The organism is Francisella sp. 19S2-4, assembly GCF_036281795.1.
Classification (GTDB): domain Bacteria; phylum Pseudomonadota; class Gammaproteobacteria; order Francisellales; family Francisellaceae; genus Francisella.
Genome location: NZ_JAWUZH010000019.1, coordinates 14,570 through 28,290, shown reverse-complemented (window position 1 = coordinate 28,290; position 13,721 = coordinate 14,570). Strand labels below are relative to the sequence as shown.

Sequence of the window (13,721 nt, the reverse complement as noted above, 5' to 3'; positions counted from 1 at the left end):
TTATCTAAATTTTAGATTATATGTTAGAATAGTTTGACATGTGAGTGATTATTAATTATTAAGCTATACTTAGGTTAGAGTGTGAAACATTTAAAAACTTTCTTTTATTCTATTCTATCTCATCTTTACTCGAGCTTGTTTACTATTATCATACCTATAATATATCTAAAAAAACTACGCCGTAGTCTAAAAAACCCAAATTATAGAAAACGTTGGTCAGAAAGATTTGGACAAACCAAAATTCGTTTAAAAGATTGTATATGGTTACACTCAGTATCTGTTGGTGAGTCAGTCTCTGCAGAGCCACTAGTTAAAAAATTAATTGAGAACTATCCAAATGATAATTTTGTAATCACAACTACAACACCTACAGGAAGTGATGTTGTTAAACGTTTATATGCAAACTATAGTAATGTTCATCATCTTTATATCCCTTATGATACCTTACCGTTTATAAATAGTTTTTTTACAAAATTAAATCCTAAAATATTTATAATAATTGAAACTGAAATTTGGCCAAATATATTAAATAAATGCTTCAATGAAAAAATTCCAGTAGTAATAACTAACGCACGACTTTCAAAAAGATCTATGCGTAATTATACAAAGCTACCTTTTGGTAAAGAGCTTTTATTTAGCAAAATATCTCAAGTTAACGCTCAAACAGAAAAAGATGCTAAAAGATATCATTCTCTAGGTATTCCAAAAGATAGAATCTCATTAACAGGTAATTTAAAATATAATCTAATTACTCCTGAGAATTTAGACGAAAAAATGTCTGCGTTAAAGGAAAGTCTAAACTCAAGACCTATTTGGATTGCTGGCAGTACCCATCAAGGAGAAGAAGAAGAAATTCTCAAAGCACATAAAGAAATTTTAAAAGTTTTTCCAAAATGCTTACTAATAATTGTTCCTAGACATAAGGAAAGATTTTTAAAAATAGAAAAACTCATAAGTAACGAATGCTTCTCCTATCAAAAAAGAAGTCTCTTTAAAAATGAAATTTTCAACCATACACAAGTCTACCTTGGTGATACAATGGGAGAGCTTCTTGATTTATACTATGTATCAGATATTACTTTTGTCGGAGGAAGCTTAATTGATAACGGTGGGCATAATCTGCTTGAACCCGCAGCATTAGCAAAACCTATTATTAGTGGCATAAGCTTATTTAACTTCAGTAAAATCTCTAAAGAATTACTCGAAAATGATGCTTTAATAAAAGTAAATGATTATGAAGAATTAGCAAATAATGTAATAGAGATTTTGAGTGATAAAAACTTATCAGATAAAATGTCTCAAGGATCGCTAAAAACTTTTAAAGAACATAGTGATGTATTAGAAAAACAATACAATAATATTATAAAGTTTTTATGAAAACTGAAGATATCTTAATAGACTTTAATAGCTTTGCTGAAAATATATTTAATAATACTTCTTGCCCTTCTGACACTTTATTAGAAGCTATGAAGTATAGTTTTTTTAGTGGAGGAAAAAGAATAAGAGCTCAATTTGTTTACTCTATAGGCAAAATCTTTAATTTAAATATTAAAAATTGTCATATAATTGCTTTTGCTGTAGAAGCTATTCACACTTATTCTTTAATTCACGATGATTTACCTGCTATGGATAATGATAACTTACGTAGAGGTAAACCAACATGTCATATAAAATTTAATGAGGCTACTGCAATTCTCGCTGGAGATGCTCTACAAGCACTTGCCTTTGAAGTAATGCAAGACATTCAAATACCTAACATTGAACAATTAAAGAAAATCAATACAGTTTTTTGTCAATGTTGTGGCTTAGCAGGCATGGTAGCTGGCCAACAGCTTGATATTGAAGGAGAAAATAAGAAACTTGAATTAAATAAACTAGAGACTATACATATAAATAAAACTGCAAAAATGTTTATAGCAAGTATATTACTTCCTTATTTAACTTCTGATGACTATTGCACCAGTATAGAGAATTCATTGATTAAACTTTCTACATTAATTGGTCTATGTTTTCAAATTAAAGATGATATTTTAGATGTTACAAAAACATCTACAGAACTTGGAAAAACAAGTGCTAAAGATATAGCTGCAAATAAATCAACTTATGTTTCTTTAATGGGTTTAGATAAAGCTAATAGATATCTCAATGAGAAAAAAAATCAAATTGACAGTATTCTTTTAGAATTTAAAGGAGAAAAAGAAAGTCTAGTAAACTTTGAAAAACTCATTAATCTAGTTATTAATAGAAACTATTAATTATTTTTGCTACAATTTTGTAACTTTATTTATAAAAAATCAATTTAAGATGCAAACAATACAAAAAATATATGCTTGGTTAGTACACCTCTTTACATCTCTAGGTGCTGTATTTGGCATATTAGCTATTATTTTTTCAATTGAAGCAGCTAAGGCAAGTGTTACTGGTCAAATTACTCTACACCAATATTACATTAAGCTTTCTATGTTTAGCATTATTATGGCAATATTTATTGATTCCATAGATGGTAGCTTAGCTCGACTAGTAGATATTAAAAAACTTGCTCTTCTAGATGGAGCACTCTTGGATAATATAATTGATTTTACAACATACTCTATTGTTCCTTGTATTTGGATATATGTTTCTGGGGTTGTTAGCCAAGGATGGTTAATTCCTGTAGTAATAATGATAACAATTTCTTCGTCATATCAATTTTGTCAGCCGAATGCTAAAACTAATAATAATTTCTTTGTTGGCTTTCCAAGCTACTGGAATGTAATAGTTATGTTTATGCTTTGTTTTCAATCCTCGCAACTAGTCAACGTAACTACTATTATTGTATTAACAATATTTTCTTTTATACCTATAAAATATATTTATCTTTCAAGAACTGAAAATATAAGCAATAGTAAATTTGTAAAATCTTTTACTTTTATGTTTACTATGCTTGCCTCAATATCAACTTTCTTAGCTGTCCTTCTTTATCCAATGAAAACTCCTTCACCACTTATTATTATAATAGTTCTATTTATGATTTTTTATATACTATTTAGCTTTAAACTTAACATAAAACCAGTACAAAATTAATCTATCTATTTACTATCTCTATATGCTAATATATTACTCAAATCAATTATTTGAGTGTTGTTTATGAAAGTTCTAAGTCAAGAAGAGCGACAAAAACTTTTTGTTGAAAATATATTTCCATATAAACACAAGATACCTCGTAAAGTCTATGAGAAGCAGAAGCACCACTTACAAATAGAGTTATTAAAATTTCAACGCTGGGTTAAAGAAAATAATAAAAAAGTATTAATAATATTTGAAGGTCGTGATGCTGCAGGAAAAGGTGGAACAATCAAGCGAATGATGGAACATCTTAATCCACGTGGCGCCAAAGTTATAGCTCTTGAGAAGCCCTCTGAAAGAGAAAGAAATCAATGGTACTTCCAACGCTATATTGAACACCTACCATCAGGAGGAGAAATAGTTCTTTTTGATAGATCATGGTATAACAGAGCAGGAGTTGAAAGAGTTATGGGATTTTGTACTGAAAGAGAGTATTTTTCATTCTTAGAACAAGCTCCTCAGCTTGAAAAAATGTTAGTAGATAGTGGGACAATGATATTTAAGTTCTGGTTCTCTGTGAGTCAACAAGAACAAAAAAATAGGTTTATAGCAAGAGAATCCCATCCACTAAAACAATGGAAACTTAGCCCTATAGATAAAGCATCTCTTGACAAATGGGATGACTACACCGAAGCTAAAGAAAGGATGTTTATTTATACAGATAAACCATATGCTCCTTGGGTGATTGTCAAATCAGATGATAAAAAGAGAGCACGATTAAATGCAATTAGACATATATTAAATAGTGTTGACTATGATAATAAAGATCTTGAAGTAGCTATTTCACCTGACCCTCTAATTGTTGGGACATCTTCAAAGATATATAAATAAAATACTTAAAAAATTAAAAATAAATATTGACTAACAGCATTACTTCAAATATAATCATGCTTATGTTTTGGGCCTATAGCTCAGTTGGTTAGAGCGCCGGACTCATAATCCGTAGGTCGTAGGTTCGAGTCCTACTGGGCCCACCATTACAAATTATCAAATAATTATCTCTGTATTCATCATAAAATAATATGCATGTTAATCTCAGTATATAGTAGAATTATTATATTTCCTATTACTATCCCAAATTTCATTTTCTGTTAAATCAGTTTGTATAAATTCCATTAGCATTCCATTTTCCTCAATCATAGCTACTTTAAAATTTTCTATTGGAAAGTATGGTCCTAAAAGAATATTTTTACCTTTAATAGCCATATCTAAATCTGTTACTTTATATGCGATATGAGGCACTGTCTGTATTAATTTATCTAATGGACAATTAGGTCCAAAGCGATGATATTGTATTCTTGATGGCAACTCACCTCCCGATGTATACATATCCATAACAGAGCTATATCTCTCTCCTGCACGAGCTTCATTAATAGGTATTCCTATATGATGATATTCATATTTCATTTTTATTCCGATTTGTTATTTTAATAACTACATTGTAGAGGGTTCTATATTAAAAATTAAGCGAAATAATTTCATTATTTATAAATCTATAGTTTACAATTAAAATATATTACATAAAATTACTTTACAAATATGCTGAATTATTCTCAAATTAAATATTTTGTAAAAGTCGCAGAGTATTTAAATTACAGAAAGGCTGCTGATAACTTATGTGTATCACCAACCGCTGTAAGCAAACAAGTAATAGCTTTTGAAAGCTACTTATCTGAAAAATTATTTTATCGTAATACTAGAAAAGTGGAACTAACCCCTTTTGGAATAACAATGTTAGATAAATGTAAAAAATTAACCCAAGAAGTTACTAATCTAGAGGATTTTATTGAATCTAGACAAAAAATTCCTCAAGGACAACTAACTATACTTGTATCAAAAATACTCGCAAGAGAACTAATTTTAGAAAATTTAGATCACTTTATACAAAAGTATCCTCTAATTCAATGTGAGCTAATCTTTTCTGAACAAGATAACGATCTTGCAAGGAATGATATTGATATAATGGTTGGATTTCCACAAATACCTCCCTTAACAGACTCTCTTAAGTATAAAAGGATGCAACCAATATCAAATATTTTATGTGGGTCACCAGAATTAATTAAAAAATATGGAACTCCTAAGTCAGTTAAGGATCTAATAAATTATCCTTTTATTTCACATAGTTTAAGAAAACCTGCAACAGAATTACCTCTAAAAAATGGCAACTATATAACATGCTCTTCTCCAGTATTATTCATCGATGACTTTAATGCTCTTAACCAAGCATGTAAAAAAGGTATAGGGCTTTTTCTAACAGGAGATAGATTAGTTGAAAAAGATATCAAAGATGGTACTCTAATACAAGTATTACCAGAAATCAAGTTTAAAGAATATGAAATATTTACCTTCTATCAGACTTATGGATATGAAATTCCTAAAATAAAAGCTTTTTTAGATTTTTATCTTTAAAAATAGGTCTGTAATTATAATATAGCTTCTAAGTAATTTTGTTTATCTTTATTTGTAAGTCTAATCTTATGTTCATTCATTAAAGTACCATGAAAAGATTTACCCATAGCTTCAAGAATATCCATCATTAGCTCATAACATGTTTTAACATCATACTCCATAGAAGCTAGCTTTCTATAATTCATCACAGCTATAATTCCTTGTACATATCCCTCTTTAGAATCAACAAATATTTGATCCTGATTATCAGGCAAAATGCTAAATATTACATCATCATAATTTAGTTTTTGAAAAACCTTTTCATCTGTATATTTAACACCATAGTATTTTAAAAATGTTGCTAAATCTTTTACTTGAATTTTTTCAATCCCTTCAAAATAAAATAGTAAAAAACCATCTCTTAATAATGGATATTCGCTCTGAACACTCTCAATATATGCATTTTCTGAAGAGCTTTTTGCTTGTTCAAGAAGTTGCTCTCCATCTCTCTGTTGAGAACCTTCAAGAATATCTTTTTGCTTAAGACGAAGACTTTTACGATATAAATCTATTATAACCAAGACTACTAAAACTAAAACTAAAACTAATATTAACGTCATCTACCTAACACCTAAATACTATTTTTTCTACACATGTATTATATCTATAAAGCTTTTAAAAATTAAGATTTTTCTAATAACATAGCATCTAATACCTCTATTATTTTATTATCGGTATCTACTATCATACTTTTATGAATTTTCTCAAACTCTTGTACAATATAGTCGTTTCTTTGTTTATCATCAAACAACTTCTTTAACTCGATAAATAAGTTATCTACTGTACAATCTTCTTGTATTAATTCTTTAATAATCTCACTTTTATGTAAAATATTAGGAAAAGCCCAATAACTGTGACTCCCCACAAGTAATCTACCCAGAAAAGCTGATATAGTTGACAATTTATACCCAACAACCATAGGTAGCTTGCATAACATTGCCTCTAAAGTAGCTGTCCCAGAAGCTAGTAAACTAAAATCTGAGGCTTTTAATACATCATGTGAATTTGTTTTGTATACTTTTATGCCAAGCTTATTAATTTGCTCTTGATACTTATCAAACAAAGGTTCTAATGATGGTTTTGCCAAAGGCATGATTGCTTTAAATTTATAACCCGAACTTACTAACTTTTCTAATGCTTCAAGAAATAAAGGTAAAAGTCTAGTTACTTCAGTACTTCTACTTCCAGGTAATACTGATAATATAGGTAAAGAAACATTCTCAAGACCAAGGTTTTTCCTATAACTAGAACGATCTATATTTACTGGGATCTCTTTCGCTAAAGGGTGTCCAACATATATAGCTTCAAAATCATGCCTCTTTCTATAGTAATCCACTTCAAAAGGCAATATTGCTAAAACTTTATCTGTTGCTTTTCTAATTTTTTTAATACGATATTCGCGCCACACCCATATTTTAGGACTAACGTAATGAATCGTTTTAATACCGACAGATCTTAATTTTTTTTCAACCGTTAAATTAAAATCAGGAGCATCAATACCTATAAAAATATCGGGCTTATTTTGCTTAAAATAATTAATGATTTTCTTACGAATACCTAAGATACTTAAGCCTTTTGATATGATCTCAAAAAAACCTATTAAAGAGAGAGCATCCATAGGATACAAGCTTTTAAAACCTGCTGCCTGCATCTTAGGACCACCTATTCCTTCAATAATAGCATCTGGATATTTCTGCCTAAGAGCTTTTACCAAAGTTCCACCAAGTTGATCTCCAGATAGCTCTCCAGCAACAATACCTATTCTCATTATCTTAAAATACCTCTTCTTGAAGTAGTTATAAGATCTACAAAAGGCTCTAGAATAGGGTCATCTTTTGCCATATCTTTAATGACTTCAGTAGCCTCTTTCATCATTAAACCCCGACGATAAAGAACTTTATAAACATCCTTTATTTTTTTAATATCTTCTGGACTAAATCCTCGACGCTTTAATCCTTCCGTATTAATTCCACAAGGTGTAGATCCCGCTGTAACAGCCGTTACCATAAGATATGGAGGAACATCTTTTCCTATCAAAGCAGCATGGGCAATAAACGCATGCTTACCAACTCTACAGAATTGATGAACGCCAACATTCGAACTAATTATAACAAAGTCATCAATATGAACATGACCAGCTAAACCAACACCATTAACCAAATTGATATAATTACCAATTTTACAATCATGGCCAATATGGACATAACACATGATGATATTATTACTTCCTATAGAAGTTACGCCAATTTCTTTAGATGTTCCACCATGAATTGTCGCACACTCTCTAATAATATTATTATCACCAATAGTAACTTGTGAAAAGTCGCCTTTTTTATAAGTATAATCAATAGGGTCATCCCCTATTGATGCATATTGAAAAATACGATTATTTTTTCCAATAATTGTATTATCTCCAATAGTTACATGACTTTTTAGCTCTGTACCTTCACCAATAACAACATTTTCTCCAATAACACAGAATGGCCCGATTATAGCACTTTCTGCTATTTTGGCACTTTCATGTACTACTGCCAAACTATGTATCACGATTAATAATCCTTATATGCTGCCATTAATTGAGCCGAACAAACTACTTGTCCATCTACCTTCGCTACAGACTCTGCTGTACAGATAATATTTTTTTGCTTAACCATTTTTGATTCAATTATTAATACATCACCTGGCATAACAGGTTTTTTAACCCTCACCTTATCAATACCTGCAAGCATAAAAGTTCTTCTACCACCTCCAGCTTTTGCAACCACATGAGCAAATAGTTTTTCTGCCATCAATTCACCCAATATTGCTGTAGCTTGCGCCATTGCTTCAACTATTAATACACCAGGCATAACAGGAAAATCAGGGAAGTGCCCATTAAAAAAATCTTCATTTATCGTTACATTTTTTTGAGCAGTAATAGTTCTCTCTTCGATATCCCAATCAACAATTTTATCTAAAAGAGCAAAAGGATATCTATGTGGTAAAATCTTTCTGATTCCCATAATATCAATTTGCTTATTTTTTTCATCAAACTGGCTCATCAAACAATCCTTACTTATTTTAATTTTTCTTCTAATTCTTTTACTTTTGCCATTAGTTTATCTATTTTAGATAACTTAGCTACAAACCTACCCCACTGAATTCTTGGCTTAGCCTCAAAAGCAGCATAATACATACCTGGCTTAGTTATAGATTTACCTATATTTGAGGCTCCTCCAATCACAGCATTATCACAGATAGTAATATGTCCAGTTATTGCTGACTGACCACCAATAAGGCAATTATTCCCTATTTTTGTACTTCCTGCAACAGCAGTGACTCCTGCCAGCGCGGTATTTCTACCTATAATTACATTATGAGCTATCTGCACCAAATTATCAATACGCGCGCCTTCTTTAATCACTGTATCATCAATCGCGCCTCTATCAACAGTTGTGCATGAACCAATCTCAACATTATTTTCTATAACCACTCTTCCTAACTGAGGAATCTTAGTCCAGCTACCATCTTCATCTCGCGCATTTCCAAATCCATCGCAACCTATAGTAGCATTTTGATGAATTATACAGTCAGAGCCGATTCTAACATCATGGGCAATAGATACATTACTTTTTATAATAGTACCTTTACCTATCCTTGTACCATCATGAATAGTTGCACACGCACCTATAGTGACATTATCTTCAAGAACAACATTTTCTCCTATTACTGCATTTGCATCTATAGTTACATTTTCACCAATAACTGCACTTGCAGCGATAACAGCTTTACTATGAATCTTACCATTAGGTTGTGGTGACTTATCAAACAACTCCATAACTTTTGCTAATGCCATATATGGATTAGCTAAAACTACAGCATTTGTATTACAATAAGGTAAGGCTTCTTCAGTAATTAAGACTGCTGAGGCTTTTGTCTCAGATAAATCCTTCAAATACTTTGGGTTAGTGCAAAATGAAATATCTCCCTCACCAGCTTGAGATAAAGTTGCTATTTTATTTATCTCTATATTACCATTTCCCTTAACAACACCATCCAAGTTTGATGCTAAAAAATCTAAAGTATACATTAAAAAATTCCTCTAATTAATTAGAATCCTTATTCATTAAGGTTATTACATCACTTGATATATCATCAATACCATTAACATATGCTAGAGCTTGCGTTGTAAGAACAGCATTATACCCTTTTTGCTTAGCTATAGTTTGTACCGCTCTATCAAATGACGCTTGGAATTTTTTTGCAAGCTCATCTTTAGATGTATTTTCTTTTTTCTGTAAGACCATAGCTTTTTCTCTAAATGCTATCTCTTCTTTTTGTATTTGTTGCTGCTTTTGAGTTAACTCTTGTTTAGTCATAGTAGCAGAATTTTCTTGCAATGTTTTCATCTGCTGCATTATATTATCTTGCTCTTGCTTTAATTGTGTTGCTTGAGGTTTAAGATCATTTTCTAACTTTTTCACACTAACTGAACCAAGATCTGAATCATTAAAAATCTCAACAGGATTAACAACTGCTATTTTAACATCAGCATAAGCTCCTGTAAAAGCTGCTGCCATAACTGATAATGATAAAATTATTTTCTTCATACTCTTTAATCTCCTTGATTATTTATATTTAAAAGTTTTGTCCTAATGAGAACTGAAATTGTTGTGTTATATCTCCTGATTGTACATTAAAAGGCTGAGCAAATGAAACAGCTAATGGACCCATTGGCGAATCCCACCTAAACTCAACACCAACAGAATACTTTAAGTTAGTAAATGTTGGAGTAGTTGGATGTGGTGGCGTTGGCGATAACACATTCCCCGGAATATTATATGTAAGATAAGTATTACCTAAATCAAAAAAAGCACCTATTCTCATTTTTGAACTATCCTTAATAAAAGGTACTGGAAACAGTAAATCATAATTATTATAAATATTAAGGTTACCACCAATTGAGTTCCCTGTCGAGGCTGGATTAGTAGCTAAGTTCATATCACGTGCACCTAATGATCCTTGTAGGAAACCACGGACACTTCCCCAACCCCCTCCATAGTAGTTCTCATAAAAAGGAAGCTCTTGAGTCTTACCATAACCACCACCATAGCCAACACCAGCTCTAATTTGTAAAGCTGATTGATCTGTATTTGGTACAGCTATGTTATAAGTGCCTCCAATTTCTATTTTATATGCATTTATATTACTGACACCTGGAATATTTATTGATCCATTTAGTTTAAATGATCCACCAGCTGTAGGAAATATATATCTATTTGAGTTATCATAATTCCACCCTGCTGTAAGTGCAGTTTCATAGAAGTTATTAGTCCCTTGTTGTGCAGTAAACCAATCTACAACAGCTGACTGATATCCTTCAGATTGCTTAACAGTATTATCAGCAAAAGTAAGTCCTCCACTTACATTACTAAATGTTGATACTGGTACACCATATATTAGTCTTGCACCCCAAGTATCTAATTGGTATGCAGCAATGGCATTCGTTTGAGCAAAGTTAGAACGACTTACATATGCTGAAATACTTTGACTAATTCCTGAGGTAGTAAAATACGGATCGATATAGCTTACATCTAAATTTTGATATGGGACAGCTAACTGAGCATTTACATTAAATGTATTCCCCGTACCAAAAACGTTTGGCATATTTAGCCTACCACCGATCATAAATCCATATAGATCGGAGTATCCTAAGCTACCACTAACTGAGTTAGCATTTCGCTCTTTAATATCATAATTAACATCAACTAAATCATTAGATCCTTTTACAGGAACAAGCTCCATATCTGCAGACCCGACATAAGGCAACTGCTCTAGTCTTCTTTGCGATTTATCTATTTGTTCTTTATTATATTGGCTTTGCTCATAGTACTGCAGCTGTCTACGAAAAACATAGTCATTAGTTACATTATTACCAAAGAAATTAACTCTATTTACATAAACTTTTTTACCCGCGTCTACCACAAACTTGAAAGAAACTATTCTTTTCTTTTTATCAACAGTGGGAATAGGGTTAACTGTAACAAAAGCATAACCTTTACTTCCAAGCAAAGTCTTTATAGCTTCAACACTCTCTACAAGTTTTTTCTTAGAAAAAACCTCTCCCTGTTTTATCTTAATTAAAGACTGAATTTCAGATCTTGGTAGAAGAAATTTACCACTTAATGAAATGCTACCTACTTTGTATACCTTACCTTCAACAACGTCAAAAGTTATATACGAATGTTCACGATCTTTTGACATCGCCGCTTGCTTAGATGTAACTTTAAAATCTAAATATCCTCTGTCCAAGTAGTAATTAGTTACTCCTTGAACTGATTGACCCATCCCTTGAGGAGAGTAGGTATCAAACTTAGACAAAAACCCCCAAAGATTCCACATAGAAGGAACCGCGAAAGCAACCCCGCTCTTTAAATCACTATCATCGAACTCCTTATTACCAATAAAATTTATAGCATTAATTTTAGCAGGCTCACCTTCTTTAATATCAATACTTATATCTATCCTATTATTAGGGAGCTTTCTTATATGCTCTTCAATTTTTGCCCCGTATAACCCCATCATAGAATACTGATTTAATAATGACTGTTTTAATAAAAACATAGTATTCGGATTATATACATTACCAACATAGATACCCGCATCTGTAAAGACTTTCTGCAAATCATCTTTACTAAGTTTTTTATTACCACTAAAACTAAAACCCGAAATAATTGGTCTTTCTTTTACATTAATAAAAAGATTACTACCTTTTCGGTAAAGGTCTACACTATTAAAGAATCCCGTTCCATAAAGATTATTAATAATTTGGTTTGTATCCTCAGGAGTGACATAACTACCTTTTTTATAGCCTATACGGCTTTTAACTACATCACTCTGTAAGCCTTGCAATCCCTCTATAGATACATCATTCAAGACAAAGCTGCTATCATCAGCCCAACCATTTAATGCAATACCCATAAGAAGAGAGGCTAATACAAACTTCTTTCTAAAAAAAACCACTCTTATTTACCCCAAAATAGAGTCCACATATTCTCGAGTTTTCCTATCTATATCAAAAACTTCTTCTATACTATGTGGATTCCTAAAACTCATTTTTTCTGTTATTTCTTTATTTAATTTAACAATTTCTAAATATTTAATTTTATTATTCAAAAAGGCAGCTACTAACTTTTCATTAGCCGCATTAAAAACTATATTTGCAGCATAATTTTTACTTTTCAAATTATCAAACACAATTTTCAAGGCTTCAAACCTTTGAAAACATGCTTTTTTAAACGTTAATTCTTTTTCAGTAAAATCAAGCTCTTCAACGTCTACAACCCCTCTGTCAGGATAGTACAACGCATTTGCAATAGGAGTTCTCATGTCTGGAACACCTAATTGAGCCAGATAACTACCATCTATATACTTCACCATCGAGTGTATTATACTCTGAGGATGAATTAAAACGCTTATTTTATCAACTTCAACATCAAAAAGCCAATATGCTTCTATCACTTCTAAAGCTTTATTCACCATTGTCGATGAATCAATGGAAATTTTCCTACCCATATCCCAATTAGGATGAGCACACGCCTGCTCAGGAGTCACATCGACAAGCTCATCTAAAGTCTTATCCCTAAAAGGTCCTCCTGATGCCGTCAAAATTATCTGACTAATATCTACAGCATATTTTTTAATATTATTATCAATACACTGAAAAATTGCATTATGTTCACTATCAACTGGTATCAATTGAGCATTATTCTTAGCAACTTCATCAACAAGTAAATGTCCAGCAGTTACTAATGCTTCTTTATTCGCTAAGAGTATTTTCTTTCCTGCTTTAGCTGCTGCAAAAGTAGGCTTAAGACCAGCTATACCAACAATAGCAGACATAACAACATCAACATCATGAGCACTAGCAACTCTTTCAAGCCCTTCATTCCCAACTAAAATATCAACATCAGTCACAAGTAATTTTAACTGGTGTTTTCTATCTAAATCAGGAACTACTGCAAATTTCGGCTTAAACTCTTCACAAAGTCTTGCTAATTTTTCAATATTACTAAATGCTGTTAAAGCGAAAACCTCAAATAATTTGTTTTCTCTAATTACAGCAAGAGTACTATCTCCAATAGATCCAGTAGCCCCTAACACAGTTATCTTACACACTCTAGTCATAG

At 31.4% G+C, this 13,721-nt stretch carries 14 protein-coding genes and 1 tRNA gene; 6 read left to right on the top strand and 9 right to left on the bottom strand.

Features of this window, described 5'->3' with window-relative positions; translation table 11 throughout:
* The first annotated feature begins 81 nt into the window (after positions 1-81).
* From waaA to R8535_RS05695, 5 genes are all read left to right on the top strand, one after another.
* Positions 82-1,377, top strand: coding sequence for a lipid IV(A) 3-deoxy-D-manno-octulosonic acid transferase (gene waaA / locus R8535_RS05715; RefSeq protein WP_329497324.1), 1,296 nt, complete (start codon positions 82-84; stop codon positions 1,375-1,377).
* Positions 1,374-2,255: a polyprenyl synthetase family protein gene (locus tag R8535_RS05710; protein WP_329497322.1), complete on the top strand. Its 882-nt coding sequence runs from the start codon at positions 1,374-1,376 to the stop codon at positions 2,253-2,255. The genes waaA and R8535_RS05710 overlap by 4 nt, the downstream gene beginning before the upstream one ends.
* 49 nt (positions 2,256-2,304) lie before the next feature.
* Positions 2,305-3,063 carry a CDP-alcohol phosphatidyltransferase family protein gene (locus R8535_RS05705; protein WP_329497320.1) on the top strand — a complete coding sequence of 253 codons (759 nt, stop codon included), beginning with the start codon at positions 2,305-2,307 and terminating at the stop codon, positions 3,061-3,063.
* 63 nt (positions 3,064-3,126) lie between these two features.
* Complete coding sequence (gene ppk2 / locus R8535_RS05700) at positions 3,127-3,936, top strand: polyphosphate kinase 2 (protein WP_329497318.1); 810 nt, start codon at positions 3,127-3,129, stop codon at positions 3,934-3,936.
* A gap of 69 nt (positions 3,937-4,005) precedes the next feature.
* Positions 4,006-4,082: transfer RNA gene (locus R8535_RS05695), tRNA-Ile, on the top strand.
* Between the two features lie 58 nt (positions 4,083-4,140).
* On the opposite strand, the gene R8535_RS05690 is transcribed toward R8535_RS05695, so the two are convergent.
* A complete protein-coding gene (locus R8535_RS05690; protein ID WP_329497316.1) occupies positions 4,141-4,512 on the bottom strand; it encodes a helicase in 372 nt (123 codons plus the stop codon).
* 132 nt (positions 4,513-4,644) lie between these two features.
* Here R8535_RS05690 and R8535_RS05685 point away from each other — a divergent pair, with 132 nt between their 5' ends.
* Complete coding sequence (locus R8535_RS05685; protein WP_329497314.1) at positions 4,645-5,514, top strand: LysR family transcriptional regulator; 870 nt, start codon at positions 4,645-4,647, stop codon at positions 5,512-5,514.
* 14 nt (positions 5,515-5,528) lie between these two features.
* On the opposite strand, the gene R8535_RS05680 is transcribed toward R8535_RS05685, so the two are convergent.
* The 8 genes from R8535_RS05680 to dxr all read right to left on the bottom strand — a co-directional run bounded on the left by R8535_RS05680 (position 5,529) and on the right by dxr (position 13,719).
* On the bottom strand, positions 5,529-6,113 hold the full coding sequence (locus tag R8535_RS05680; RefSeq protein WP_329497312.1) for a cell division protein ZipA C-terminal FtsZ-binding domain-containing protein: 585 nt from the start codon (positions 6,111-6,113) through the stop codon (positions 5,529-5,531).
* Between the two features lie 62 nt (positions 6,114-6,175).
* Positions 6,176-7,321 (bottom strand): lipid-A-disaccharide synthase, encoded by a 1,146-nt coding sequence (gene lpxB / locus R8535_RS05675; RefSeq protein ID WP_329497310.1) that lies wholly within the window; start codon positions 7,319-7,321, stop codon positions 6,176-6,178.
* Positions 7,321-8,100 carry an acyl-ACP--UDP-N-acetylglucosamine O-acyltransferase gene (gene lpxA / locus R8535_RS05670; RefSeq protein WP_329497308.1) on the bottom strand — a complete coding sequence of 260 codons (780 nt, stop codon included), beginning with the start codon at positions 8,098-8,100 and terminating at the stop codon, positions 7,321-7,323. Before lpxA ends, lpxB begins: the two co-directional genes overlap by 1 nt.
* Positions 8,101-8,102: 2 nt before the next feature.
* On the bottom strand, positions 8,103-8,594 hold the full coding sequence (gene fabZ / locus R8535_RS05665; protein WP_329497306.1) for a 3-hydroxyacyl-ACP dehydratase FabZ: 492 nt from the start codon (positions 8,592-8,594) through the stop codon (positions 8,103-8,105).
* 14 nt (positions 8,595-8,608) lie between these two features.
* Positions 8,609-9,622 carry a UDP-3-O-(3-hydroxymyristoyl)glucosamine N-acyltransferase gene (lpxD, locus tag R8535_RS05660; protein ID WP_329497304.1) on the bottom strand — a complete coding sequence of 338 codons (1,014 nt, stop codon included), beginning with the start codon at positions 9,620-9,622 and terminating at the stop codon, positions 8,609-8,611.
* A gap of 16 nt (positions 9,623-9,638) precedes the next feature.
* A complete protein-coding gene (locus R8535_RS05655; protein ID WP_329497302.1) occupies positions 9,639-10,142 on the bottom strand; it encodes an OmpH family outer membrane protein in 504 nt (167 codons plus the stop codon).
* 28 nt (positions 10,143-10,170) lie between these two features.
* Positions 10,171-12,555 carry an outer membrane protein assembly factor BamA gene (bamA, locus tag R8535_RS05650; protein ID WP_329497301.1) on the bottom strand — a complete coding sequence of 795 codons (2,385 nt, stop codon included), beginning with the start codon at positions 12,553-12,555 and terminating at the stop codon, positions 10,171-10,173.
* Between the two features lie 6 nt (positions 12,556-12,561).
* A complete protein-coding gene (gene dxr, locus R8535_RS05645; RefSeq protein ID WP_329497299.1) occupies positions 12,562-13,719 on the bottom strand; it encodes a 1-deoxy-D-xylulose-5-phosphate reductoisomerase in 1,158 nt (385 codons plus the stop codon).
* Between the last annotated feature and the right edge of the window lie 2 nt (positions 13,720-13,721).

Coding starts and splice junctions, on each gene's coding strand:
- R8535_RS05710 (WP_329497322.1), top strand. CDS start 1,374: ATGAAAACTGAAGATATCTTAATAGACTTTAATAGCTTTGCTGAAAAT.
- R8535_RS05705 (WP_329497320.1), top strand. CDS start 2,305: ATGCAAACAATACAAAAAATATATGCTTGGTTAGTACACCTCTTTACA.
- ppk2 (WP_329497318.1), top strand. CDS start 3,127: ATGAAAGTTCTAAGTCAAGAAGAGCGACAAAAACTTTTTGTTGAAAAT.
- R8535_RS05690 (WP_329497316.1), bottom strand. CDS start 4,512: ATGAAATATGAATATCATCATATAGGAATACCTATTAATGAAGCTCGT.
- R8535_RS05685 (WP_329497314.1), top strand. CDS start 4,645: ATGCTGAATTATTCTCAAATTAAATATTTTGTAAAAGTCGCAGAGTAT.
- R8535_RS05680 (WP_329497312.1), bottom strand. CDS start 6,113: ATGACGTTAATATTAGTTTTAGTTTTAGTTTTAGTAGTCTTGGTTATA.
- lpxB (WP_329497310.1), bottom strand. CDS start 7,321: ATGAGAATAGGTATTGTTGCTGGAGAGCTATCTGGAGATCAACTTGGT.
- fabZ (WP_329497306.1), bottom strand. CDS start 8,594: ATGAGCCAGTTTGATGAAAAAAATAAGCAAATTGATATTATGGGAATC.
- lpxD (WP_329497304.1), bottom strand. CDS start 9,622: ATGTATACTTTAGATTTTTTAGCATCAAACTTGGATGGTGTTGTTAAG.
- R8535_RS05655 (WP_329497302.1), bottom strand. CDS start 10,142: ATGAAGAAAATAATTTTATCATTATCAGTTATGGCAGCAGCTTTTACA.
- dxr (WP_329497299.1), bottom strand. CDS start 13,719: ATGACTAGAGTGTGTAAGATAACTGTGTTAGGGGCTACTGGATCTATT.